Origin of the sequence: Idiomarina sp. 29L, from assembly GCF_004123135.1 — a bacterium.
In the GTDB taxonomy this organism is placed as follows: domain Bacteria; phylum Pseudomonadota; class Gammaproteobacteria; order Enterobacterales; family Alteromonadaceae; genus Idiomarina.
The window spans coordinates 149,400-175,382 of the sequence record NZ_SDJS01000005.1 but is presented as its reverse complement, the minus strand read 5'-3'; the positions used below and the strand labels follow the sequence as shown (position 1 = coordinate 175,382).

Here is a 25,983-nt window from a genome sequence, read left to right as displayed (position 1 = left end):
GTAAAATGCATCAAAGAAACTAAGGAGTCCGATATGGCACGAGCACACGCAGTACACATATTAGTGAAAACCAAAGAAGAAGCAGAAGACTTGAAAAAGAAGTTGGCTGGCGGCGCTAAGTTTGCAGATTTAGCCCGTAAGCACTCACTTTGCCCGTCGGGTAAAAAGGGCGGCGACTTGGGTGAGTTTCGCCGCGGAGAAATGGTACCGGCTTTCGACAAAGTCGTTTTCGGCAAGCCCACGCTGGAAGTGCATGGTCCGGTAAAAACCGCGTTTGGCTGGCATTTAATAAAAACGCTATCACGCGGCTAAGGTTCATTAAACCCGCGCCAGAATTTTATCCAGCTCGTTCGCAAAAGCCATGCGGTCACGCTGATGCAAAGGCGGTGGACCACCAGTATGTTCACCGCTACTGCGCATGGTGTCCATGAAATCGCGCATATTAAGACGCGAACCAATATTACTTTTTGTAAAAAGCTCACCCCGTGGGCTCAGCGCCTGCCCACCTTTTTTTATCACGTCCGCCGCCAACGGAATGTCGGCGGTAATGACTAAGTCGCCCGGCTCACACTGCTCGGCAATGGCATCATCCGCAACATCAAAACCGGCGGACACTTGCATGGTTCTTATAAACTTTGACGGCGGTACTCGCAGCGGTTGATTCGCAACTAAAATGAGCGGCAGCTGCTTGCGCTCTGCAGCCCGATACAGAATGTCTTTAATAACCGTGGGACAAGCGTCCGCATCTACCCAAATATTCATTGATTATGCCTCTTCTGCCAAAAAGCCACCGGACTGATGACGCCATAATTTGGCGTATAAACCGCCTTTTGCCAGTAGTTCTTCATGAGAGCCCTGCTCAATAATTTGTCCCTGATCCATCACCACCAGCTTATCCATCGCCGCTATTGTTGAAAGACGGTGTGCAATGGCTATCACCGTTTTCCCCTGCATCAATTGATACAGGTTTTCCTGAATCGCATTTTCAACTTCAGAGTCCAGTGCCGATGTCGCCTCATCTAAAATTAATATTGGTGCGTCTTTTAACATGACACGGGCAATAGCTATGCGCTGTCGCTGACCTCCGGAAAGTTTGACGCCACGCTCACCGACATGAGCATCCAGACCTTTGCGTCCTTTGCTATCACTGAGCTCATCAATAAACTCTTCGCAATGCGCCCGGCGGACTGCATTCATTAACTCTTCTTCGCTGGCGTCAGGGCGCCCATACAAAATATTGTCTCGCACCGAACGATGCAGCAGCGACGTGTCTTGTGTGACCATGCCGATATTTTCGCGCAAACTGTCTTGCTGAACGTTATGTATCGCCTGTCCATCAATACGAATCTCGCCACGCTCCACGTCGTAAAACCGCAATAGCAGATTCACAAAAGTGGACTTTCCAGCGCCGGAACGCCCGACAATACCCACTTTTTCACCCGGCTGTATATGCAGGTTAAAGTCATCCATCACGCCATGGCCCTTGCCATAATGAAATTGCACGTGATCAAACTGAATGTCACCACGCTCCACGGTTAATGCAGGCGCGTTAGATTTATCAACGATACGCTGCGGCACCGCAATAGACCCGATACCATCTTGCACCGTACCGATGCTTTCAAACAGCGTCGACATTTGCCACATCACCATCTGTGACATACCAAAAAGCCGCAAAACCAGACCAATAACTACGGCGACAGCACCTAACGTGACTGCGTTATCCATCCACAGATAAATGGCGGTGGCCGCTGAGCCAAACAATAATGCACAGTTAATGAAATACAGTGCGCCATAAAGCTGGGTCACCAGGCGCATTTGCTTATGAACTGTACCTAAGAAGGTGTCCATGCCCTCGTGCGCAAATGCAGCTTCACGTTGAGAGTGGGAGAACAGTTTCACCGTTTGAATGTTGGTATAAGAGTCTACAATTCGGCCGGTCATGACGGAGCGGGCATCGGCTTGCTCTGCCGACACTTTGCCAAGCTTCGGCACAAAATAACGCAACAGCAACGCATAAAGCACAAGCCAGCCAGCTAATGGCAGCATCATTCGCCAATCGGCACTACCGATAATGACGAACATCCCCAGAAAGTACACCACCACATAGTTGACGATTTCAATAAACGTCATAATGCATTGCCGCAGCGCCAGCGCGGTTTGCATCAGCTTAGTAGCAACACGACCGGCAAACTCATCCTGATAAAAGCTCATAGACTGTTTCATCAGGTAGCGGTGTCCCAGCCAGCGAATACGCATAGGGAAGTTGCCTAACAGCGTTTGATGCGTCAGCAGCGAATGAAACCATACAAGTAAAGGTAAGCCCAGCAATACCAAGGCACTCATACCAATAAGCGGCCAAAATTGGTCACTTAAAAACGTATTGCGGTCTTGCGCAGCCAGCCAGTCGACAATTTGCCCTAAAAAGCCAAATAGCCAAACTTCTGCAATGGCGATGCCCGCCATTAATAAAGCCGTCACAAGAATAAACGGTGTCGCGCCCTTAGTGTAATGCCAACAAAAAGCGAAAAAGCCTGTTGGAGCCTGTTGCGGCTCCTCAGGTGGGAAGGGATTTAGTCGGCGCTCAAACCAGGAAAACATGAATCACTCCTCGATGAATATCGAGCCTATAATATCAGTTTTAAGGTGTTCTGACTTTTATAAAAAAACAGCGCAGAGCCGACTAAAGCAATGCGCTGTTTATTTTGGGTTGCAGGCTTTAATTCGCGATTGCTTTACGCGTTTTTCTTCTCGTTAATGTAATCGTTAACGAACTGCTCCAGAATATTTAGCGGTACTGGGCCACTACCCAGGACCACATCATGGAACTCGCGAATATCAAACTTCTCGCCCAGCTCTGACTTCGCTTTCTCACGCAGTTCAAGAATCTTGTTCATGCCAATTTTGTAGGCTGTTGCCTGCCCTGGCATAACAATATGACGCTCGACCATTTTCACTGCGTCAGATTTTGCATTCGGGGTGTTGGTGACATAAAAATCGATGCCTTCTTCACGCGTCCATTTTTTCGCGTGGATGCCAGTATCGACAACCAATCGAACTGCGCGCCACAATTCCATCGCTAAGCGACCAAAGTCTGAGTACGGGTCTTTGTATAGACCAATCTCTTTTGGCAGTTTCTCGGTATACAGACCCCAACCTTCGCTGTAAGCGGTATAGCGCCCAAAACGGCGGAACTTAGGAATGCCTTCCAGTTCTTGCTGAATGGCGATCTGCATATGGTGGCCGGGAATCCCCTCATGGTAGGCCAAAGCTTCCATCTGATAGGTTGGCATAGCAGTCATGTCATACAGGTTAGCGTAGTAGGTGCCTGGTCGTGAGCCGTCCATAGAAGGCTGCTGATAAAAGGCTTTACCCGCTGACTTTTCACGGAAAGGTTCAACCGCTTTAACAATCAGGTCGGCTTTCGGCTTGTTGATAAATAGTTCATCCAAACGACCGCGCATATCATCAATGATCGCTTTCGCTTCATTCAAGTATTTTTGACGGCCCTCTTCGGTATTCGGATAAACGAACTCATCGCTGTTGCGCATGTGCACGAAGAACTCTTGCAACGTGCCTTCAAAGCCCACTTTCTCCATGATGCCGCGCATTTCGTTATGAATACGCTCCATCTCGCTTAAACCAATTTCGTGAATTTCTTCGGCTGTCAGGTCGGTCGTAGTAGTGCGCTGCAACGCGTTATTATAAAACGCTTCGCCATCAGGGAACTTCCAGGCACCGTCTTTCGTCGTGGCCTGTTCGGCAATACCCTCTACCGCAGTAATTAAGTTTTCGTAAGCTGGTTTCACTGACTCTAACATCGCTTTTTTAGCGTCTGCGAGCAGCTGTTCACGCTGGCTTTCGTCGATTTCCAACTTATCCAGTTTGCCGGTGAAGTCGCCCCACAGTGCACTGGCTTCGCCATCGTCAAACGGTGCACCGGTAATAATGTTTTTGCTATCGCTAATGACGTACGGGTACACAAACTTCGGTGCGATAATGCCTTTTTCAGCTCGCAGCTCTAGGTTTTCCGCTAACTGTTCAAACAATTCCGGTAAGCCATTTAAGCGAGAAATATAGTCTTGCGCGTCATCCACGCTGCTAATGCGGTGTTGGTTAATCAGCAGTGATGCCACGCTTGAGTGCAACCCAAACATTTGGTTAACCGGGTAGTTGTGATGGCGCCATTTAAAGTCAGCGATCTCGTTTTCGAGTTTTTGCTTCATCAGCATCCAGCTGATTCTGGTTTGCTCGTTCAGCTTCGACTCGTCAATCGCTTTAACTTGCTCTAAGTGCTTCTTCGTCAGTGCCAGATCTTCTTCCGCCTGTGCTTCAGAAATGTCATCCCATTTATCCTGGTCGTCTTTAATACCAAGGTAGGACTGGTACATTGGGCTGCGCATAACATTTTCCATGAAAATGTCTTCAAACAGCTTATTGGCTTTTTCAGATTCAGTCTGTTCAGCATTCTGAGTAGTGTTTTCAGACGTTGCGGTTTGAGACTGAGCATTTGCTGTGGCCGCTTCTTCTTTAGAAGCGTCAGAGCATGCAGTTGTCATTAACACCAGCGATACCGCCAGCGCAATTTTCTTATATTCAAACATGTGTGTGTTCTCCTGTTGTTGTGCTTAACTTGATAACGGTTGCAGCGCAGGATGTCAATGTATGCGCGGTGGTGAGGTCAGTTACTAAGGTCAATCGACTTATTCAGTAGGGAAATAATAAACGCGGTGAATTAAGTTATCGAAAAACTCATAAACGGTCAGGCTTTTCTGCGAACGAGGCTTGCCGTTCTGGCGCCAGCTGGCTTCTTCCACAACGCTGAGGCGACGACCTAAAACGGTAAAGTTTGCTAATTGGCTTTGGCACGAAGGACAAGACTCAAAGTAACCGCTCATAGCGGCAACCAGATTATCTTTACCACTGGTCTCAACCGTGATCTCGTCGCCACTTACGAATAGCCACTGCACGTCTTTAGTAACATATTGTGCCATTCGCTCTGCATCATGGGCATTAAACGCAGCGACAAACTGTTCAACTTGTTGAACTCGATTCGAGTCCGCGAAACTTGGTACAGATAAAACTAAGCAGAAAAGGACTAAACAACCATTTAAAAAGCGCATAGGAACTCCTGACTCCGTCAGTGCATTGTGTGCTCGCGGCACGCCTCAATTTGTTTAGCTGGCAATATAACACCAATGACAGGCTCCAGCGCTTCCTGCACCTTAGGAATCAAAAGGCTAAACTCTGACAGCATAACGGTTTCATCTACCTGTTCATTAAAAACCAGCGTTACCTTTAAACTTTTCGGAAAATGCTGGTAATCCACTTCGTGCGTCAGCCAAATAAAGCCGTCATGATCAAACTTAGCTTCCTCACACACCTTAGTCAGCTCGCGGATGATTTCGCGCTCTATTTTTCTGTCACTTTTTCGCATACGGCAAACCTTTTACCTGAGTATATAGACAACTTAGTTACCAGAACATAAGTAAATCCAAATCATTGTTGTAGTCAAAGGTAAATATTTGCTAACCCTGACATACTTTATGTTTTACATAAATTTTTTATTGCTAAAGATTATTTTATGGTTTACTTTTTAATCATTATTCTTCAATTTTAACTGGTTATGACAGCAACAAACTTATACAGACTCGTCAACTTCGCTCTCATTGTTACCGTGCTCGCGACCATAAGCTTAGCTCTTGTTGCGATAGCTCTGCCGATTTTTGACGAACATTTACTGACCACTTGGCAAGTTACGTTCGCTAACGCAGAAACCTCATACCATGAGGTTCTTCCTGCAGGGGAGTGGGGGCTCGAAGGAAACCAAGGCACTTTGTATATTCAGACAGAGGGGTTCGGATTTGCGGCTAGCCGGGCGCTCACCATTCTATTAATTGGTGGACTGATTGGTTACGCTTTGTGCGGTTTACGGCTGTTCGTAAGTGACTTGCTAACGGACAGGCCATTCAAAGTCTCTACACCCAAGCTGCTGAAGCAGGTCGCCATTTCGCTTATCGCTCTCGCAGCACTGCTCTATATTGAAGTTATCGCTCGTTTTTATCTTTTTATGCCGGACGCCTTAAATATTGCTGATTTCTATATCACACACATCAAGGTATCGCCCGCCAATAGCGAAAGCTTTTACATCTTTAGCTCGTTCTACTGGGGTTTGGTTATTGCTGGTTTATTTCTTTTAGCTATCTCAAAAGCCTTCACTTTGGGATTGTCCTTACAAACCGAAAACGACGAGATTATCTAATGCCAATTATTGTAAATCTGGATGTGGTGATGGCTCGTCGGAAAATGAAGATGAAAGATCTTGCCGATGAGATTGGTATCTCACAAACCAATTTGTCGCTGTTAAAAAACAGTCATGTTCGTGGCATCCGTTTTAATACCTTAGAGAAGCTGTGTGAGGTACTGCAATGCCAACCGGGTGATTTACTTGAATACAAAGAGGATGAATCATGAAACGGCTCTCTTTACTATGGCTATGCTTGTTACTTTCAGCCTGCCAAAATTACGATCCTGCCAAGCTCACAGAAATCCCGTCAGACGTTAAGCAAAGCATTCATACTGCGGTAAATAACCAGCACCGCCCTGGTGTCGTCATTGCGCTTGTGAATCCCAACGGCACCTATTTCTACAGTTACGGTGTCTCACAGACTAATAGCGAAAAGCCGTTATCACAACAATCGCAATTTGCGATTGGTTCATTGACGAAACTTTTTACCGCAGAGCTTTTAGAAACACTCGACTCAAAGAACGTTTTATCACAACAAACATTGCTCACTGATATTTGGCCAGATGTTGAAGATAACGCCAATACCCGCCTAGCATATCTGGTGAATCACACCGCGGCATTGCCCCGAGATCTATCACACGAAACATTATCCCAAAACAGTACCGAGTATTTGCTCGCAACCCTATCACGTGAAACTGAACTACCTGCCGATAACTCATATTCCAGCGTTGGCATGGCGATTCTCGGGCTGTCACTGGGCAGGATTACTGATTCGAGTTTTAGCGACCAACTGAACAAAGAAATCCTGACGCCACTTAAGCTAACCAACACGGGTTTTACTCCTCACGCGGAAATTCTCGCCACCCGCCATCAAACCACTATTCCTATAAAGTCGCCGGCAGAAGTCCCGGAAGTTGCTTACGGAGCTGGCGGCCTTTACTCCACTGCAAACGATCTGGTGCGTTTCTTAAAACACGAAATGCAACAAACCAAGCATTTGGGCTGGAAGCACTATCAAAATGAAACCTTTGATGCCTTTTACCATGGAGGAGACAGCAACGGACATCAGTCGTTTATTGCGTTCCGTCCGGATAATAACGTCGGTGTTGTTTTGCTCAGTAATTCAGCTTCTGACGATGCCCTTCAGGATATCGCACTTCATTTAATCGACCCCAGATTGGACTTGCCAAGCTTTGAACACCGTCCCCACCAGCAATTGCCTGAGAAAACACTTTCGTTGTATGTGGGCAACTATCGACTAAAAGAAGATGAGGGCGGTAACAAAATTAAACTGAGTATTATGGATAACCGCCTGATTTATCATGAATTCACTCCTGAAGGTGACACCGTTCGACAAACGCCACTCCACGCTATTGACGAAAAAACCTTTGAATTAACTGATATACCCGTCGTTATTTCATTTGAAAGCGCTACGCATAAGGCTCATGCGACATTACGATTTGACGACCAAGCATTTACGATGGTGCGCTTAAATTAGGAGCCATGACCATGAAGAAGCAAATTCTAATAGCACTGTTTCTTTTAACCAGCGCCATAAGCTCGACTTTGGCTCAGCCGATAGAACGAGTGCAAGCTATTGAGCAACGGTTGTTGCCAAATCAATACTTAGAGGGACACTTAGAAACCAAGTCAATTGCCCAGGTCATGCTGCACGATAATGTTCCGGGTGTCAGTATGGCCTTTATCGATAACGGGGAAATTTCCTGGCGGCGAACCTACGGCTATGCAGAACTCAGTAAGCTCTCGCTAGTTACACCTCAGACCGTATTCGCCGGCGCCTCCCTCAGTAAGCCGCTGACCGCAGTGACAGCAATGCAACTGGTCGACGCGGGTAAAGTCAATCTTGATGACGATATCAATCGTTATTTAACCTCGTGGCAGCTCCCTGCTAATGAATTCACCGAGACTCAAAAAGTCACGCTTCGGCATCTTATCGGCCACCGCGCCGGTGTCAGTAATCATGTTCCGGCACCTTACGCGGTCGATGAAAAAACGCCTACGGTGACTCAGATGCTCGCCGGAAAATCGCCATTTACCGGCCCTGAGATTACGCTTTTTACAACACCTGGCGAGAAGTATCAGTATTCCAACCCGGGCTATACGATAATTCAACAGCTTATTGAAGATGTGACCGAAACAAGCTTTGAAACTGCAGTTCAGAACGCGATATTCGATCCACTGGACATGGAAAGTAGTTCTTTCAAGCAGCCTATTCCTAAAAGCCTTATGGCTCATCGTGCAACCGGTTATAACGCAGACGTTACTCCATACCCTTACCAGCTTTTTCCCTTCAAAGGAGCAGGCGGTGTATGGACGACACCTACTGACTTAGCCACTTTTACTATGACGCTCATTGATGATTACCACTCCGGGCGTAGTCGATTGGTTTCGCAAGAAATAGCCAAGCAAATGTTTGCTCGAAACCCAGTCCGATTGGGGTTCAAAAAGCACTATGTAGACGGCTCAGAAGATATCATCTTTGACCACTGGGGCAGTATTCCGGGCTTTACAAGCTACATGGTTGGCTCAGTACAGAACCGACAAGCGCTGGTTATTATGACCAACAGTGATAACGGCTTTAACTTGATGGCCGCTATCGCCAGAACTGTCGCACAGCAGTATGGCTGGGAACCCATTCAACCCAACGTTTACCAACGATACAACATTGACTCTAAGCAGCTGCCCAGTTTAGCCGGGACGTTTGGTAAACCATCGGGCAACGAAGTACAGCACGTTTTTGCAGTGAAGGGTAAACAATTGCATTTAATCTCGAATGTTGATGGTGGCACCGCTCCGCTCGTTGCCGTCGATAACTATAAATTTATCGACCCGGCATCAAATACGACGTTTGAGTTTTTACCCAGCAAAACAGGCGAGGTGAATTGGGTTCGAGTAACACTGGAAAGCGGCTACAACTATGACCAGCCGAGACAACAAACACTGACACACTTTATTGAAAAGAGCATGAATGAAGCCAACGTCGAAGGGCTTGCCGTTTCGATCATTCAGAGCGGTGAAATAGCCTTTAACCAGGGGGTTGGTGTGGCTAACTCGGATACAGGCACTGAAATTACATCGCAAACGCTATTTGAAGCAGCCTCTTTATCCAAGCCACTTTTTGCTTACTTTACGTTGCTTCAGGCAGAAAAGGGCGTAATTGAACTCGACCAACCGCTTTATACCTATTTACCCCATCCCGATCTCGCGGAAAATGAATGGCATAAGTTAATCACCGCCCGGATGGTGTTAACTCACACTTCGGGACTACCTAACTGGCGATCTGATACCGGAGGCCAGTTATCACTTTTATTCAAGCCAGGAACGAGCTTTCAATACTCGAGCGAAGGTTATGAATATTTAAGGCAGGTTCTGCAGAAACAACGGAAGGTTGATGATAGTGGATTGCAGGCCTTGATTGACGAACAAATAACGAATGAAATTGACGCAGGCTTCATGAAGTATGTCTGGGATGAACGCATACCCGAACAAAAGGCGTTTGGACACCGCAATGGAAAACCCACCGATAACGATAAGCATGACCACAATTTTGGTGCCTCATACAGCCTAATAACCACGGCTGGCGACTATGCCAAATTTATCACAGATATTTTAGTGCCTGCCACGGCTAAAAAGCAGAAGGTTGTTGAAGCATTACTCGAGCTTCAGACAGATGTTCCTCATGAAAAAGGAAAGCTTCATCGAGCTTTAGGCTTTGCTGCCAAACAAGTTGATGGGCGACTAAAATATTATCACTCAGGCAATAACGGTGATTTTCTTGCTTATGTGGAGTTCGACCCCGCAAGTCGCAACGGTGTCGTTATTTTTAGCAATTCTGACAAGCTTTTTTCGTCGAATTTGGCGAAAGATATTGTTGATTATCTGAACCACAACGGAGCATCGCTATGAATTTGACACGCCTATCCCTGCTGATGCTTTGTTGCCTAATTCTAGTAGCTTGCTTTAGTCAATCACAGCAAAACTATAATTCAGACACGAGCCAGCATGAATGGGAAGTTTCAGAGCTCGAAAAACAGAACATCAAGGCCAGTTTAATTAAAGATATGCACCGCAAGCTGCTCACCGATAACTATCCGGGCATTAGTAGCGTGCTTCTTGTGCGCAATAATAAGTTGGTATTCGAAACTTATTTTAATAACTTTGATAAAGACAAGCTGCATTCAACGCGCTCCGCCAGCAAAGTCATCACCTCTCTGCTCATCGGGATTGCTATAGACAAAGGATACATCAAGTCAGTAAACGAGTCTGTTTTTGCCTACTTCCCTGAATACAACGGAAAGATTGAGCATTGGGATCCACGAAAAAATGACATTTCAATTGCTCATGTATTAAGCATGACCTCAGGAGTTAAAGGCAATGAAGATGCAATGTACCCAACCGATGACTGGATTAAATTTTACCTGGATCAGCCTTTAGTAGCAGATCCCGGGAGCTCGTTTTCCTACGCTACAAGTGGTGTTGTTACCCTGGGGAATATTATTAGCCGAGCCTCGGGCATGAGCATTCCAGAATTTGCCGATAAATTTCTGTTTGAACCGATGGGTATTGATGACGTCCGCTGGCCAATAACGAACTCACTCAACAACCAGGGACTCGCAATGACCGGTGGAGGTCTCAATATGCGCCCTCGGGATATGGCCAAAATTGGGCAGCTGATTTTGAACCAAGGGCAGTGGAAAGGAGGTCAGCTGGTTTCTGAAAGCTGGATAAACGAATCAACCCAAAAGCACGCAACCAGTAACTTTAAGGGTGAAGACTTTGGTTACCTTTGGAGAATGCGAAACCGAAACATCAATGGTCAAACCATTCACTCTATTGAAGCCTGGGGGAACGGCGGCCAGTTCATTATGATTTTCCCGAAGTTAGAATTAGTCGCAGTATTTACCGGCGAGTACTACGGACAATTTCCGGAAATGGAACAAGCCTTTGGGCTTTTGGAAGAATACATTCTGCCGGCAGTTAACTAACACTGAGTTTGCACTCAGTGAAAGAACACTTTGAATCCATGGATCAACATTATGCTTACTTCTAGAGCTTTCTGGAATAAAACGGCAAAGAAATATATAAAAAGGCCAATAAAGGATCAGGAAACATACCGGAAGAAGCTAGAAATCACCTCAAAGTACTTACGACCAACCGATGTTATTCTTGAAGTTGGCTGCGGCAGCGGTGCAACGGCAATCTACCATGCAAGAAAAGTGAAACGCGTTGTGGCCACCGATATTTCGGAACTCATGGTACAACACGGGGTAACGGCCGCAGAAAAAGAAGGGCTCAATAATATAGAATTTCTGTGTGCCTCTGTTGAAGAATTACCCCACTCGGCAACCAAATTTGACGCAGTTCTGGCTCTTAACGTATTACACCTCCTCGATGACGTAGGGGCTTCCGTAAAAACAGTCTCTAGCCGACTCAAAACACGGGGCGTTTTTATAACGAGCACATCGTTGTTAAGAGAAGTTAACCCATTATTCCGGATACTCATTAGGCTAATGCAGAAATTAAACCTTGCTCCTCCCGTCTCAATGCTGTCGAAGGCTGAGCTTATAAGGATACTGGAGCATACCGGGTTTAAAATTGAACTCGAGTGGGAAAGCTCACGCGAATCACTTTTCGTCGTCGCGTATAAAGAATGATTCTTTGAAGTCAGTTGACCGTCAAACTAATGCGTATTTGCTTGCGCTACCGAAATAGGAGTATCTCTTATATAACGAACACTAAAACCACAACCTTTCATGCCCGCAGCACGACCGATTTTGCCATTATTAACGCCAATCATTCGCTCACAGGCGCGCTCTTCATCAACTTCATTTGAACACCAAAAGTTTGCATGCTCTTCGATAAAATTAAACTTGCCGTAATCTGTCATCCACCCACCGAATACCACATTCAACCCGGTCGAACCGTTGACTTTTAACTTATCCGCTTCGCTATTGTTACCACGCCATTCTTTCGCTCTAATATCTGACGCTTCGATACCAATATATCTCTCAAGCACTTGCCAATCTTCGTCACTCGGCAAGCGCCATCCATCTGGCGCTAACTTTTTGGCAGCACTCCAACTGTATAACGCACCATATTCTTTATACTCAGCGCTTTCCTTGGCGCCAGCAATGCCGTCACCTGAGTAACCATAAACCCAAACACCGCAATGAGGCTCAATCGACTTGCAAACATAAGGTAAATAGGCAAAGTTCTCCGCCATCCATTCTTGCTCACCTATTTTTACGGTTTTGTAAGTACGGTTATCTCTTACATCGGTGAACTGGCCTGATTCAATCGCTTTATCACTTTTCAGTTTCTCTATCGTGCCGCCACCTGATATATAATCACTCACCTCCGCTGCACCCCGATATAAAACTAACCCGCCGCCATTTATATTGATATTAAGGCGTTTTTCAGCATAAACGGACAATTTCCCGCCGCCTTTTATCGAGGCATAAAAGCTATTTACCTTAAAGTTCTGCAGGTCAGCCGCTCCACCGCCATGTATGGAATACTTAAATGTGTCAACGGGGTCAAAGCCAGGCTCTATCAATACCTGACCTCCACCACGTTGTTCAATTTCGAGCAACTTCGGTAGGCTAATATAGATAGACAGCTTGCAATCATTAGGTTGGTTACGCTTTCTGCTAATGATGAGTGTGCCGGACTTGTTCTCAGTAGTTAATAAATCTAAGCAGGATGCATGACCAACGACTTCCATGGTTGCCCTTGGTGAGGGTGCAACAATTAGATCTCCTCCCCCGGAGAAAACAACTTTATTGAAGTGACCAACATTTTTGTCTTGTTTAACCATGGTCTCTGCCAGTTCAGCCGCGCTGACTTTAAACGTGTATAAAGGAGCTAAGCAAAGTAATATTATGACTAATGATAAGCACTTTTTCATTTTCAGTTCTCTCTGTGTCATGCCTTTCTTGTATGTACTTTACGCGCTACCCCTCTACTTTATAATTCAGTAATATTGAAATAGCGCGTTGAATGCTTAATGTAATAACCAGAAAATAATACAAATAGCATGCCATATTTTATCTTTTTATAATCAATGAGTTATAAAAACTGTGTTTTATTGGTTAGTGAATGAAATTAATGATTAGTTGTTTTGACTAAAATGAGGTAATTCATTCTATTGAACTCACAAAAGCTCATTCTGATCATCGACCTTGAAGCCACTTGCTGGGACGGCAATGTTGAAGGTTTGAATCGTCAGCAAACAGTCGATGACATGGAGATCATTGAATTCGGTTGTGCCATCGCGCAATTAGACGGAGCCGTGGTGGATTCCCGTTCGTTTATGGTTCGTCCACAGGTACATCCAAAGCTCAGCGATTTTTGTACTCAATTAACCAGTATTACACAGAGGGATGTTGACTCAGCCCCGGTTTATCAAGACGTAGTGCCTGAGATAAACCAGTGGTTGGCGAATTATGATTTAGCGGCCTGGGGCTCATGGGGTAATTACGACAAAAACCAGATTAGCGCAGAACAAAGGCGTCATAGCCTAGTCCCAGAGTTTTTCTCGCTGCCGCACATTAACATCAAACAACAGTGGCGACAGGGCAAAGTGAATAGTCGTAGCGCTGGTTTAGCCAATGCCCTGAAATATCACTGTTTGTCGTTTGAAGGAACACACCATCGCGGTATTGATGATGCATTAAATATTGCTCGATTGCTGAGGTTTACTGAGTTATGAGATCGCAACTGCGGTAATAACCGCAGGCTACATTGACATTATTCGATGTTCTGGATCTGCTTGTTGAACTTCATTTTAAATCCAATTAAATCAATGCATTACGGTTTATTCGTCATGCTTATCGAATTAGGCTAACCGCAATACTCACCGGTTTATGGCTTTCTTAGTCAATCTAAGAAAATTAAATACTCAGTTCTAACTGAGGTTTCAGCTTTAATGAGCTCACTTGCCATAACCAAGAGTCAAATTCCCTACGAGAGGTATTCATTAAATCCGCTGCGTAAGAAAATGCGCGTTGAAGAAAGTAGTAGTCGTCATTAACAATACCAACTTTTTTCGCATATGCTCGTACATGTCGATCAACTGCTATCGATTCAATCCCTACTAAGCATGCCATATAATCAACAGTTTTAGGCCCGATTCCATTAATTGATAGTAAGCCAGACTTGAAGTTTTCGTCTGTAAGCCTAATCCGCAAGTCATCTGTAGCTTCTACATTCTCTTCATATAAAAAATTAACGAGAAGCTCAAATCTCATTATCTTAAGATGATGTTTCCACTGCAGTATAGATGCTGTCTGCCCCTCATTAATTAGCGTCAATAGATTACTAACAGTATTAGTAGTAGGGAATTGCTCTATAATATATTCAACCCGAGGGCGAACGACTGTGGCGTAGTTGAGCCCTGCTTGGAGAACTGAATCTGCCAACACAGCGCCCATGTGATTAAAAGCCGCTCTTCTATTACTCAAAGCAAGGTTTTCCCCAAATTCTCTAGAGGAATAATCTGCTATTTTTCTTGCAGCAGTTAATAAGTCTATTGTCGAAGCTTGCTTTACGTTCATCATATTAAATTTAATTCGTGCAATGCATTTAACCTTTCAACGCAGTTAGGACAGGCCCCGCAGGGGAACAATGATGCAGCTTGACAAGAAAATGTTCGCCCGACCGGAACCTTTAGCTCTAGCGCCTTTTCTAGTACGTCACGCTTTGATGAATACCTAAATGGTGAGTGGAATCGAACTACCCCTACATTTTCTGCTAGCTCATCCAAACCATTCAGAAAAGATGCACTACAATCGATTTCTTTAGCGTGATTACTATTTATGAACCCAGTAAAAACGTCAAAAATACCCAGGGTTTGAGCTCGAGCCGCTGCGGCGGCGAAGAATAGCATTGTCCTGTAAGGAATGTATAGATCATCATCTTTAACTGGGTCCTTCCAGAGGTTTGCCTCCAAGACCAAACGGGAGTTAGAACCTTTGAATATTCCACTGATGTCTATTCGTTCAGGAGGCTCTACGCCGTTAGGTAGGACCTCGTTTAGCCTTTTCCACTCAGTTTCCACACAATGTTGTCCATAATCGAAAAAGACTGGCTTTACCACAACACCCTGATTGACGAGTTCATAAGCCACCGTAGTTGAGTCTAGCCCTCCAGAAGCTATTAACATTGCTTGTTTCATGACGTTTCAGCTCGCATGTTTGAAATTTGAGAAAACACGGCATTGATACATTCATCCAAACTATCACTATAAGCCGCACTTCCACCTATAACCATGGTGTTTTGGTTTTCGTGTCTTGGGTCAAAAGTTATCACTGGAATCCCCATAGCAATAGCCAATCCGACCTCAACCAAAGTGCCAGGGTCACGTTCAAGCGGGACAGCAAATAATAAATCGCACTCAACTAAGAGTTGATAATCACTGGAGTACACACTTAATAGCTCCGAAAGCGCAGCATCTCTTTTCAACTCTCCGTTTTCTTTTACAGGTCGCCTGACGTTAAAGTTATGATAATTTAATGAATCTAGCGCACTATCAAATTCGGGCTTGTTTATGTAAGTGAAGTCCGGCCCCGCCATATAAATTTTATACTTCGGCCTTTCATGCCAAGGTAGCCTACACCCCCCAAGATTCATGAAAGTTGCATCATCAAGATTGAATTGTCGCGTCACATCTAACTTGAGGTCGTCAGGAAAAGTTGTTTGAGTATAAGCAGTCGCAACCTGCACACCTCGGACGATAGCTTCATGCCATCCTAATGTTGGGACTAAAGCAGACGCAACGGCAGTATACGCGTCTCCTACACCGACCGAGTTAACTGTTGAGGACAAAGAAGCCGGTAACTCAATGACTTTACTATTTTTGAGGTCGAATAAACGGCTACCTCCTCTATTTTCCTTTAAAATCAAGTGGCTGGCACCTAATGAGCGGGAGCCTTCGATTAGACCTGTTATGTCGCTAGACCAATTATTTAGAAAAAGTCCTGATGAAGTTGAAATAAACAAACCATGAATTCGGCCAACGAAACAGTTTAATTCTGCTAAGGAGCCAACGTCATAAGCGATATCTAGGAAGACGGTAGCATCTAGATGCAAAACTTTCGCTAAGTAACCAAGCTCAAATTTTCCGGGGAAAATAACAACCTGTCTGAATCTGTCTAAAGTACTATCGACATCTTCGAAAACTATCCTTTTTACTTGCCTCATTAAATCATCATAGCCCTGGTCTGATGTCTCAGTTGGGTCCCCTATAATCATCACGTTTGGGGCATCGAAAACTGCACCTAGCCATATGACTTCAGTGCAACCATGTGACTTCAGATAATTCTCAGTTTCGGTTCTAAGGTAAGCTGGACAAATGGCAGCTACAGCATAGGCTATATCAGCTGCCCAAAGACCGCGGGCGGCATGAACCAATCCTCCAAGACGAACTTTTTGATCACCCCCTATTTTAGGCAGGGTATAGTCGACGTAGACTTCACCGATCAGCAGCGGCTTATCAGAAACCTCACGCATCATCAGCTACAAAGTCGGCTGAAACTCTTGGTACAGGCTGTTCTGTAGCCATTGTGATTATTCCTGAATATGTAAAACCATCTTTGAGACACCCTGCTAGGTAGTTGTGCGAAGTTGGTAGTGCCCCCACTTTCATTCCTTGTTCATTAACAGCAAAAAGTCGCCCGTCCAGAATGATTTTTAGTGTTTCACCTTTATTCGGTAATCTTCTTAGTTTGTCGTAATATTCACTCTGAGCAACTTCTTCCAGTCCAACAGTAAAAGCCTGCAAACAGCGATCAGTGCCACTGGCGCCACCAGCCATTCCGTTTCCTGATTCCGATGGCGGTGTGCCTGAGTAATCAGTAAAGCTCCCTGAACCAGTACTTCCCATAAGATTCTCCCTGTTTTATATTTGAGTGCAGTAACTGTTGAAATTAAGTTAGGCCTTTTTCAATCGACGGTCAAACTACTCCTTGATGCATCATCCAATCATCATTGCTTCTAGTGCTGATTAGTCTCGTTCCTCTATTCTTTTAATTGCTAGGGACCATGAGCCCTTTGCCAATAATTAACAAACTGGTATCTTGATTGCTAGATTTGTTTCATAGGAACAATCAGGAATCGGCGAAAAAGGAATTAAGATGAATGCAGTGGGGCAACATGGGTCAGCTAATTTCGCTTTTTTAGCGGAGCACGATGAATTGTTCGTCGAGCTGGCATCGGCAGCTGAACGCGCGTTTTCGAGCGACCCCAATACAACTCTTATCAAACTACGTCAGCTCGGTGAAGCTCTGGCGCAACATATAGCCGCTCTCTCAGGTCTTGAATTTGATGAACAAACAAGTCAGGCCGATTTACTTTACCGCCTAAATCGAGAAATAAGCTTAGAGCCCGTCGTTCGGGAGTTATTTCACACGCTTCGAATTGAAGGTAACAAAGCAACCCACCAGTTTCGCACCCAGCATAAAGAAGCCTTAAATGGGCTCAAAATTGCACGTTCGTTAGCTGTCTGGTTTCACCGCTCATTTGGCAAGTCAGGAACTAAATTCAATCCTGGTCCGTTTATAGCCCCATCAGATCCAAGCTCAAACCTTCGCCACCTGCAAGCTGAAATCGACAAATTAAAAACCGATTTGCAGCAAGCCAATATGGAGTTGGACAACAGCCAGCAACTTCAGGACTTACTAGCTAAAGAGAAAGATGAGTACGAGGCTTTGGCTCATGAAATGGATCAAGAATCGCGTTCCAAAACTGCGGAAGCACTAACTCATGAACAAGCGCTGAATCGTCAACGCGAAGCGTACGAAAGTAAACTCCAATTATTACAACGTCAAATTGCGCAGCAAGACGAGTCGGCCAAAAGTAAAGAGCGTTCTGCTGTTACTCAAAGAACCAAAATAGCAAGCCAACACATTGTTCTGAACGAAGAACTTACTCGGATTCTGATTGACCAACAGCTAACCGAAGCCGGTTGGGAAGCTGATAGCCAAGACATCACCTACAAGAGCGGTGTGCGTCCAGAAAAAAGCAAGAATAAGGCAATTGCTGAATGGCCAACCAAACATGAAAGCAAAGGCGGCCGAGCCGATTATGTTTTGTTTGCTGGTCTCACCCCTGTCGCTGTCGTTGAAGCCAAGAAAGAAAATGAGAACGTCGCTGGAAAAATAAAACAAGCAGAGCGATACAGTTACGGGCTTCAGGTTGATGCTTCAATGAGAGCTGCGTGGGAACTCGAAGGGCGTGATAAGCCTTGGTCGGATGGAGATGCTCGTTTCTATCAAGTGCCGTTTGTTTATTCATGCAATGGTCGACCTTACGTACCACAACTAGCAGAACATTCAGGAACTTGGTTTAGAGATGTTCGAAGACCATCAAATACAAAGCACGCACTTCAAGCATTCCACTCGCCGGAAGGATTGTTAGACCTGTTGTCTCGCAACAGAGAGGAAGCAGAGCAAAAGTTGAAGCGTGAACCTTTTGGCTACCTAGATCTTCGAGGTTACCATCAAAAGGCCATTAGAGCAGTTGAAAATGCACTTTCGGAGGAAGCACGGTGTGCATTACTGGCAATGGCGACAGGTACTGGTAAAACACGTACAGCCATTGGGTTAATGTATCGCTTTCTGAAAACTGAACGATTTAAAAGAATACTATTTTTGGTAGACCGAAGATCGCTTGGTGGTCAAGCAATAGATGCATTCAACGACGTGCCATTGGAAGGTAATTTAACACTATCCCAAATATACAATGTAGCGGAATTAGGCGACATGGCTGCCGAGGCCGAAACACGGATCCAGGTAGCTACTGTTCAGGCGATGGTTTACCGTGTTTTTAAAGACGAAAACCCACCAACAATAGATCAATTTGACTGTATTATCGTGGATGAAGCTCATCGCGGATACACACTCGATCAAGAAATGACAGAAGGTGAACTCGCAACCCGTGATGCAAGCCAATATATTTCTAGCTATCGCCGAGTACTGGATTACTTTGACGCTGTAAAGGTGGGTTTAACAGCAACTCCAGCAAAACATACCAGCGATATTTTCGGCAAGCCTGTTTACACCTACTCATACCGAGAGGCAGTTGCCGATGACTGGCTTATCGATCACGAGCCTCCTATTCGCTACGAGACACTTCTCACCCAAAACGGCATTAACTTCTCAAAAGGTGAGCAAGTTAGCGCTATAAATACGCAAACCGGAGAAGTCGAGTCAGCGGAGCTTGAAGACGAGCTCAATTTCGAAGTTGATACATTCAACCGCCGAGTCATTAACGAGAATTTTAACCGTGTAATATGCGAACAATTAGTGCAAGAGCTTGATCCGTTCGGTGATGAAAAGACCATGATCTTCTGCGCCACCGATCTGCATGCGGACATGGTAAAGCGCTTATTAGATGATGCGTTTAAAGAGATCTACAACGGTGAGTACAATCAGGCCGCGGTTGCCAAAATCACCGGCAAAAGTGACAAAGTTGATCAGCTTATTCGTCAGTATAAAAACGAGCGCTATCCGAATATCGCAGTAACCGTAGACCTATTAACCACAGGTATCGACGTTCCTAAGATTTGTAATCTTGTATTCATGCGACGCGTTAAATCGCGCATTCTTTACGAGCAAATGATTGGCCGAGCTACGCGTCGATGTGATGAAATCGGTAAAACTGTATTTCGCATCTATGACCCGGTTGATATCTATGCAGCCTTGAATGATGTGAACACCATGAAGCCACTGGTACGCGACCCAAACATCAGCATTGAGCAGCTGGTGGAAGAACTGACTGATGACGAAACCCTGGAGCGCGCACTCAATGTTCCTGGCGAGCAATCTGATGAAACGCATGCGGACGTTATTCTCAGTCAGCTAAGTCAAAAGGTAATGCGTGTTTTGCGTAAGGCCGAAAAGCGCTCCGAATCCAAACCGGCATTAAAGGAAAAGCTTGGGGAGTTGAACGACCTGTGGGGCGTTGAGCCGAAGTCATTACACACTCATTTACGCCAATTAGGCCCTAAGCAAGCTTCTGAATTTATTAAGAAGCACACCGGGCTTATCAACCAGCTTGCTGAAGTAAATGAATTATTGGGCAGTGAGCGCCAACCTATTATTTCCGAGCATGAGGACGAGCTGCGTGAACGAGAGCAAACGTATGGCCCTCATAAACGTCCGGAAGATTACTTGGACAGTTTTAACCAGTTCATTAAAGATCAACTGAATAAAAACGCCGCGTTATCAGTCGTCGTTAATAAGCCGAGAGACTTAACGCGCGAACAGCTTAAAGAAATCAAATTAATGCTGGATAGTGCTGGTTACAATGAAGCGAAATTGCAAACAGCTGTGCGCAATCAAACCAACCAAGACATTGCGGCCAGTATTGTCGGTCATATTCGACGGGCAGCCATTGGTGAACCACTCATTCCATTTGAGCAGCGTGTGGCACAGGCCATGCAACGTATTTACCAAAGCCATCAGTGGACGCCAGCTCAACGAAAATGGCTAGAACGTTTAGGCAAGCAATTGGTTCACGAAGTCATCATTGATAAAGCATTCGTGAATGACCGGTTCGCTGACAATGGCGGAGCAAAGCGTCTGGATAAAATACTTGGTAACCAATTAGACACCGTGCTGGATGAACTTAGCGAAGGCATCTGGCCGCCGAAATCGGCCTAAAATATGTATAATACTGCGATCGGATTTAATACCTTACAGGGACAACAATGACAAACAACGATATCGTTCAAAAGCTTTGGAATTTATGTGATGTACTGCGTGACGACGGTATCAACTATTCTGATTACGTGACAGAGCTAGTACTTTTACTGTTCATTAAAATGGTGCATGAGAATACCGAAGCAGGGGTATTGAAACGCCATCCGCTACCAGAAGGGTGCCGATGGACTGACTTAAATAGTAAGTCAGGGATTAATTTGCTGAACGATTACAAAGCCATTTTGCTCGCGTTATCGACGGGTAAGCGTATGGAGGCGGATCCGGAAAATCCTGGTCAGACTAAAGAAGTCGTTGTTCATGAAGATCCCCTTATAAGTGCTATTTACTCCGATGCACAAACTCGTCTACGTGAGCCCCGCCATTTAGAGCAAATGATAAAAACGCTGGACCAAATTGATTGGTTTAGCGCACAAAAAGACGGCCTTGGCGACTTATATGAAGGCTTACTCGAGAAGAATGCCAGTGAAACTAAATCTGGCGCAGGTCAATATTTTACGCCTCGCGCTCTTATCAATAGTATGGTTCGATGCATCAAGCCTCAGATAGGTGAAGTTATTCAAGATCCAGCAGCAGGCACGGCAGGCTTTTTGGTTGCAGCGGATCAATACATGCGAGACCAGACCGATGATTATATAGACTTGCCCTCCAAGCAAGCTCAGTTTCAAAAGAACAACGCTTTTATTGGCGTTGAGTTGGTTCCAAATACTCGGCGCTTAGCACTTATGAATTGCCTGTTACATGGCATGGAAGGCGACGACGAAGGCGTAGTGCATTTGGGTAACGCTTTGGGTGATGCTGGTAAAGCATTAAAACAAGCAGACATTATTTTAGCTAATCCGCCGTTTGGCACCAGTAAAGGTGGTGAAGCATCAAATACTCGTGATGATTTAACTTATAAAACCAGCAACAAGCAGCTGGCGTTTTTGCAGCACATTTATCGAAACTTAAAACCCGGTGGTCGTGCTGCAGTTGTTTTACCTGACAACGTCTTATTTGAAGCGGGTGTCGGGACAGAAGTGCGTCGCGACTTAATGAACAAGTGTAACTTGCACACGATTTTGCGACTACCTACAGGCATTTTTTATGCTCAAGGCGTGAAAACTAACGTGCTTTTTTTCACCAAAGGCTCAGCGAAAGACAAGTACCAAGAGCAAAGTTGTACTGAAAACGTTTGGGTTTATGACCTTCGTACCAATATGCCTAGTTTTGGTAAGCGTACCCCCTTTGGCGATAGTCATCTGGCCCCGTTTGAAGCTGTTTTCGGCGACAAAGCTGATGGCACCAGTGAACGCACCGAAGGCGAGTACAGTTTTGGTGCTGAAGAGATTGCCGTGGATAAAGAGGCCGCAGCAGAAAATAAGAACGTTGATGACAAACTACTTCACTCTCGTTGGCGTTGCTTTAACCGCAATTGGATAGCGGAAGCCAAAGGCGACTCATTAGATATTAGCTGGCTGATAGACAAAGACAGCGTTGACGCCGCTGATTTGCCGGAGCCAGAAGTATTGGCGCGGGAAGCGAAAGTAGAGCTAGAAGCTGCGCTGAATGAGCTAAATGGGTTGTTAGTCTTATTAAAAGAGGCTAACTGATGGATTTAGTCAATTCACATTATTGGATTCGATTAAGCATTGGGGATATAGCCGAGGTTGTTGCTGGAGGAACTCCCAAAGCAGGTGATCCTGAAAACTTCAAAGAGCCCGGTACTGGAGTTCCCTGGTTGACACCCGCCGACTTGAGCGGGTACTCAGAAATGTATATCGGTTTGGGCTCTAGAGATCTAAGCCAAAAAGGTTACGACTCAAGTTCGGCAAAACTCCTACCTAAAGGTAGTTTGCTATTCAGTAGCCGCGCCCCAATCGGATATGTTGCCATTGCTAAAAATGACATTTCAACGAATCAAGGGTTTAAGAATTTCGTTTTCCCATATGGTGTTAATTCCAGATACGCCTATTACTATCTGCGTAGCATTAGAAATGTAGCCGAAAGAATGGGCACCGGGACAACTTTTAAGGAAATGTCAGGCTCTACAGCAAAAACGTTGCCCTTTCTTTTGCCACCGCTTGAGGAACAAGCAGTCATCGCGGAGAAACTTAACAATCTCCTTGCTCAGGTGGAAACCACCAAAGCAAGCCTCGAACGCATCCCCGAAATCCTAAAAACCTTCCGCCAATCCGTCCTCGCCGCCGCCGTGAGTGGAAAATTGACGGAAGAGTGGCGGACGATTAATAACTTCGAAAGTGTAGCTGTAAAACACAATAGTAAATTGCCAAAGTTATATGAAGATGAATACTATATTGAAGCTGTAGAAGGGTGGGTTTGGCTGAGACTTGGATCTGTTGTTAGCCTAATAAATGGAGATAGAGGAAAAAATTATCCAAATAAAAGCGAGTATGTGAAGCAGGGGATCCCATTTATTAATACTGGACATATTGATCCTGATGGCACGCTTTCCGACGAGCGGATGAATTTCATTTCACCTGAAAAATATGATTCTTTAGGCGGTGGAAAAACTGAATCGACAGACCTAGTTTATTGCCTTCGCGGTGCAACAATAGGGAAAACAGCTCGTGTACATTACGAGTTTGGTGCTATTGCATCCTCTCTCGTAATTGTTAGACCTACAGACAATATACAGCGGGACTTTGCATATTATTTTCTTATCAGCCCTTTAGCAAAAAAATTAATTAGTGACTTTGACAATGGGTCTGCACAGCCGAATTTATCCGCAAAAAGCTTAGCTACATACCCTTTGCAGCTTCCACCGATAGAAGAACAAACCGAAATCGTCCGCCGTGTTAAAGAGTTATTCACCCTTGCCGACCGCATTGAGGGAACAGTCAATGCGGCACTAGAACGTGTCAATAACCTAACTCAATCCATTTTAGCCAAAGCCTTTCGCAGCGAACTTACAGCTGATTGGCGCGCCGCAAACCCTGATCTTATTACGGGCGAAAATTCTGCCGAGTCATTGCTCAAAAAAATAAAGGCTGAACAGCAAAAGTTGCTTGCTAATAAACCAAGGAGACGCAAGCAGTGCGATGGTTGAAAAAGCTATTTAAAATAACACCTAAACATGAGAGTGAGCCGACAAGCGACGCATTTGGTTTAAATGATGACTCCTTCAGAGCTAACCAAGATATCATCAAAGGTGTTCAGTTTACTGCAACCTTGCAAATTAGAACCCCTTTGTCAGTTTTGAAGCATCACGGTGAGATATATGTGGGGCCGCCCAGCGAAGCTCCGAAGTACGGTTCACAGAGAGATGGAATCTGGGTATTTGCTACCGACTTGGAAGATGAAGAATTATCATATGAGAGCAATCATGCCAGCGATATCGGGCCTGTAAAACCCGCTTATTATTTACCATTTCTCATCGAATTCCGCTCAATTGTTGAGAGTAGCTTCGACCATGATGAGCAAATACAAAAATTATATCAGTTGTCTGAGCGCTCTAAGGACTTCAAAACTATTTGGCAGAAGCTCACTAGCCGCTACGACGATTTTCCACATTCCTACTGTTACGCCCAGTTCACTGCATTACCCGGTGTTGGCTTGAAGACGGCACAGGCTCTCTATGAAAATGGCTTCAAAAGTGTTGAACAAATTAAAGCATCATCAATAAGTGAACTATGTAAAGTTCCTGGACTTGGTAAGAAATCCGCCGAGAAAATAACGGGAGTCTGCAAGTAAATGTATAACCTATTGGTCACCAGTTCTAATAATGCTTGGGAGAACGATAACAACGGTTATACGTTCGATAAAAGCCGTTTTCTTGAGTACACCACCGACTCGGTGGCTGCCAGGCACAAACACCTTACCTCCGATGTTATTGAGGCCTTAAAAAGCTATCCAACAATTTTTGCTTATGAGGGCGACGAACCCGTTCGAATCGGTTATTTAACGCTAGTTCGAGAGCAAGGTCGTCAGATTTATATAGAGTTTGAATTTTTAGGTGATGTCCCTCCCATTCCGTTTGATCAGATAGAACCTTTACGGACTTCTCTTGATATACGTGACTGGGAAATGAATAGAACTCACTGGGCAATCAAGGATGATGAGCTGCTACCAAGGTTAGCAAAAAAAGAACTGATTCCGGCGCACTGCGGCGAACCAAAGGTTAAAAAGAGTTCAGTTAGTACGATTAACAAATCATTGGCCGCTAAGCGTTCGTTACAAGGCTTTATTGAATCGGTTTTAGGGGCCCAGACTGAGCAAGGCTATGAGGTTTTCTTTAGAGGTCACGCGTCAAAAAGTTTCAAACTAGAACCATCCGTTTTTCGCACAAACAAACAAGGTGACTTTCTCTATCGACAGGAAGAGCAACGCCTTTACCAAGAGTTACTCGTGGCTAACTCAGATCAATTTCAAAACGATAGCGGTACTCTTGATCGATTAGTCAGAATGCAGCATTACTCTTTGCCGACGCGATTGTTGGATATCACCACTAACCCACTAATAGCTCTATTTTTTGCCTGTAAAGAAATGCAATCAGAGGAAGGTGAAGTCATCGTATTTAATGTCAAGCGCGATGAAATAAGGTACTTTGACTCAGATCTTACCAGCTGTATTGCCAACCTGGCCAGATTGACGGAGGCCGATAAACGACAGATCGATTTCGATAAAAAGGACTTCAACGACCAACCGGCGGTACAAAAGCTTCTTGACTTCATAAAGCAGGAAAAGCCGCATTTTCGAAACGAAATAAAAGCGGAAGATCTGCGACGCATCATTTGCGTAAAAGGTAAGCGGAATAACAACCGAATAACTTCGCAGGCAGGAGCATTCCTATTGTTCGGCGAAGATGCAATTTTTGATGAAGAGACGAATCATGATATTAAGTTTTCTCGAATTCGAGTAGGCGATAAATTACGCATTCTACGCGAGTTAGATCAGCTTAATATCAATGAGAGCACCGTTTTCCCTAACATCGAGAACACCGCTAAGTACGTTGCTCAGAAGTTTAAATTTTCAGATTAAGTGTATTTACGAGTATCGAAT

At 44.9% G+C, this 25,983-nt stretch carries 23 protein-coding genes; 13 read left to right on the top strand and 10 right to left on the bottom strand.

The window, feature by feature from the left end; genetic code table 11:
• The first annotated feature begins 9 nt into the window (after nucleotides 1–9).
• Nucleotides 10–312 carry a peptidylprolyl isomerase gene (locus tag EST55_RS11535; protein WP_276318905.1) on the top strand — a complete coding sequence of 101 codons (303 nt, stop codon included), beginning with the start codon at nucleotides 10–12 and terminating at the stop codon, nucleotides 310–312.
• A gap of 6 nt (nucleotides 313–318) precedes the next feature.
• Here the strand turns inward: EST55_RS11535 and EST55_RS11530 are convergent, their stop codons facing one another.
• The 5 genes from EST55_RS11530 to EST55_RS11510 form a co-directional block, all read right to left on the bottom strand.
• Nucleotides 319–762 carry a YaiI/YqxD family protein gene (locus EST55_RS11530; RefSeq protein WP_088767276.1) on the bottom strand — a complete coding sequence of 148 codons (444 nt, stop codon included), beginning with the start codon at nucleotides 760–762 and terminating at the stop codon, nucleotides 319–321.
• A 3-nt stretch (nucleotides 763–765) separates the two neighbouring features.
• Nucleotides 766–2,598 carry an ABC transporter ATP-binding protein gene (locus EST55_RS11525; RefSeq protein ID WP_129497577.1) on the bottom strand — a complete coding sequence of 611 codons (1,833 nt, stop codon included), beginning with the start codon at nucleotides 2,596–2,598 and terminating at the stop codon, nucleotides 766–768.
• 134 nt (nucleotides 2,599–2,732) lie between these two features.
• Complete coding sequence (locus EST55_RS11520; protein ID WP_129497576.1) at nucleotides 2,733–4,601, bottom strand: DUF885 domain-containing protein; 1,869 nt, start codon at nucleotides 4,599–4,601, stop codon at nucleotides 2,733–2,735.
• 99 nt (nucleotides 4,602–4,700) lie between these two features.
• The gene (locus EST55_RS11515; RefSeq protein WP_129497575.1) at nucleotides 4,701–5,120 is read right to left on the bottom strand and encodes a nuclear transport factor 2 family protein; all 420 of its coding nucleotides are present in this window, start codon (nucleotides 5,118–5,120) and stop codon (nucleotides 4,701–4,703) included.
• Between the two features lie 17 nt (nucleotides 5,121–5,137).
• The gene (locus EST55_RS11510) at nucleotides 5,138–5,434 is read right to left on the bottom strand and encodes a hypothetical protein (protein ID WP_129497574.1); all 297 of its coding nucleotides are present in this window, start codon (nucleotides 5,432–5,434) and stop codon (nucleotides 5,138–5,140) included.
• A 189-nt stretch (nucleotides 5,435–5,623) separates the two neighbouring features.
• Between EST55_RS11510 and EST55_RS11505 the strand changes: the two genes are divergently transcribed.
• Genes EST55_RS11505 through EST55_RS11480 form a run of 6 tightly spaced genes read left to right on the top strand, consistent with a single transcriptional unit; the run spans nucleotide 5,624 to nucleotide 11,919 of the window.
• Nucleotides 5,624–6,259, top strand: a complete 636-nt coding sequence (locus tag EST55_RS11505) for a hypothetical protein (RefSeq protein ID WP_129497573.1) — start codon at nucleotides 5,624–5,626, stop codon at nucleotides 6,257–6,259.
• Nucleotides 6,259–6,471, top strand: coding sequence for a helix-turn-helix transcriptional regulator (locus EST55_RS11500; RefSeq protein WP_129497572.1), 213 nt, complete (start codon nucleotides 6,259–6,261; stop codon nucleotides 6,469–6,471). The genes EST55_RS11505 and EST55_RS11500 overlap by 1 nt, the downstream gene beginning before the upstream one ends.
• A complete protein-coding gene (locus tag EST55_RS11495; protein WP_129497571.1) occupies nucleotides 6,468–7,742 on the top strand; it encodes a serine hydrolase domain-containing protein in 1,275 nt (424 codons plus the stop codon). The genes EST55_RS11500 and EST55_RS11495 overlap by 4 nt, the downstream gene beginning before the upstream one ends.
• 11 nt (nucleotides 7,743–7,753) lie before the next feature.
• Nucleotides 7,754–10,171 carry a serine hydrolase domain-containing protein gene (locus EST55_RS11490; protein ID WP_164976543.1) on the top strand — a complete coding sequence of 806 codons (2,418 nt, stop codon included), beginning with the start codon at nucleotides 7,754–7,756 and terminating at the stop codon, nucleotides 10,169–10,171.
• Nucleotides 10,168–11,250 carry a serine hydrolase gene (locus tag EST55_RS11485; protein ID WP_129497569.1) on the top strand — a complete coding sequence of 361 codons (1,083 nt, stop codon included), beginning with the start codon at nucleotides 10,168–10,170 and terminating at the stop codon, nucleotides 11,248–11,250. Before EST55_RS11490 ends, EST55_RS11485 begins: the two co-directional genes overlap by 4 nt.
• A 51-nt stretch (nucleotides 11,251–11,301) precedes the next feature.
• Nucleotides 11,302–11,919 (top strand): class I SAM-dependent methyltransferase, encoded by a 618-nt coding sequence (locus tag EST55_RS11480; RefSeq protein ID WP_129497568.1) that lies wholly within the window; start codon nucleotides 11,302–11,304, stop codon nucleotides 11,917–11,919.
• Between the two features lie 26 nt (nucleotides 11,920–11,945).
• On the opposite strand, the gene EST55_RS11475 is transcribed toward EST55_RS11480, so the two are convergent.
• Complete coding sequence (locus tag EST55_RS11475) at nucleotides 11,946–13,172, bottom strand: FISUMP domain-containing protein (RefSeq protein ID WP_164976542.1); 1,227 nt, start codon at nucleotides 13,170–13,172, stop codon at nucleotides 11,946–11,948.
• Nucleotides 13,173–13,412: 240 nt separating this feature from the next.
• Here EST55_RS11475 and EST55_RS11470 point away from each other — a divergent pair, with 240 nt between their 5' ends.
• Complete coding sequence (locus EST55_RS11470; RefSeq protein WP_129497566.1) at nucleotides 13,413–13,976, top strand: 3'-5' exonuclease; 564 nt, start codon at nucleotides 13,413–13,415, stop codon at nucleotides 13,974–13,976.
• A gap of 181 nt (nucleotides 13,977–14,157) precedes the next feature.
• Here the strand turns inward: EST55_RS11470 and EST55_RS11465 are convergent, their stop codons facing one another.
• Genes EST55_RS11465 through EST55_RS11450 form a run of 4 tightly spaced genes read right to left on the bottom strand, consistent with a single transcriptional unit; the run spans nucleotide 14,158 to nucleotide 17,147 of the window.
• A complete protein-coding gene (locus tag EST55_RS11465; RefSeq protein ID WP_129497565.1) occupies nucleotides 14,158–14,823 on the bottom strand; it encodes a hypothetical protein in 666 nt (221 codons plus the stop codon).
• A complete protein-coding gene (locus tag EST55_RS11460) occupies nucleotides 14,820–15,440 on the bottom strand; it encodes a 7-cyano-7-deazaguanine synthase (RefSeq protein ID WP_129497564.1) in 621 nt (206 codons plus the stop codon). Before EST55_RS11460 ends, EST55_RS11465 begins: the two co-directional genes overlap by 4 nt.
• On the bottom strand, nucleotides 15,437–16,777 hold the full coding sequence (locus EST55_RS11455) for a nucleoside 2-deoxyribosyltransferase (protein WP_205702592.1): 1,341 nt from the start codon (nucleotides 16,775–16,777) through the stop codon (nucleotides 15,437–15,439). Before EST55_RS11455 ends, EST55_RS11460 begins: the two co-directional genes overlap by 4 nt.
• Nucleotides 16,767–17,147 carry a hypothetical protein gene (locus EST55_RS11450; RefSeq protein WP_205702591.1) on the bottom strand — a complete coding sequence of 127 codons (381 nt, stop codon included), beginning with the start codon at nucleotides 17,145–17,147 and terminating at the stop codon, nucleotides 16,767–16,769. Before EST55_RS11450 ends, EST55_RS11455 begins: the two co-directional genes overlap by 11 nt.
• 250 nt (nucleotides 17,148–17,397) lie before the next feature.
• Here EST55_RS11450 and hsdR point away from each other — a divergent pair, with 250 nt between their 5' ends.
• The 5 genes from hsdR to EST55_RS11425 are packed head-to-tail and all read left to right on the top strand — an operon-like array spanning nucleotide 17,398 to nucleotide 25,962.
• Nucleotides 17,398–20,925 (top strand): type I restriction-modification system endonuclease, encoded by a 3,528-nt coding sequence (hsdR, locus tag EST55_RS11445; protein WP_129497563.1) that lies wholly within the window; start codon nucleotides 17,398–17,400, stop codon nucleotides 20,923–20,925.
• Nucleotides 20,926–20,972: 47 nt separating this feature from the next.
• On the top strand, nucleotides 20,973–22,574 hold the full coding sequence (locus EST55_RS11440) for an N-6 DNA methylase (RefSeq protein ID WP_129497562.1): 1,602 nt from the start codon (nucleotides 20,973–20,975) through the stop codon (nucleotides 22,572–22,574).
• Complete coding sequence (locus EST55_RS11435) at nucleotides 22,574–24,031, top strand: restriction endonuclease subunit S (RefSeq protein WP_129497561.1); 1,458 nt, start codon at nucleotides 22,574–22,576, stop codon at nucleotides 24,029–24,031. Before EST55_RS11440 ends, EST55_RS11435 begins: the two co-directional genes overlap by 1 nt.
• On the top strand, nucleotides 24,019–24,675 hold the full coding sequence (locus EST55_RS11430) for a helix-hairpin-helix domain-containing protein (RefSeq protein WP_129497560.1): 657 nt from the start codon (nucleotides 24,019–24,021) through the stop codon (nucleotides 24,673–24,675). The genes EST55_RS11435 and EST55_RS11430 overlap by 13 nt, the downstream gene beginning before the upstream one ends.
• The gene (locus EST55_RS11425) at nucleotides 24,676–25,962 is read left to right on the top strand and encodes an FRG domain-containing protein (RefSeq protein WP_129497559.1); all 1,287 of its coding nucleotides are present in this window, start codon (nucleotides 24,676–24,678) and stop codon (nucleotides 25,960–25,962) included. It begins immediately after the preceding gene.
• The last annotated feature ends 21 nt before the right edge of the window (nucleotides 25,963–25,983 follow it).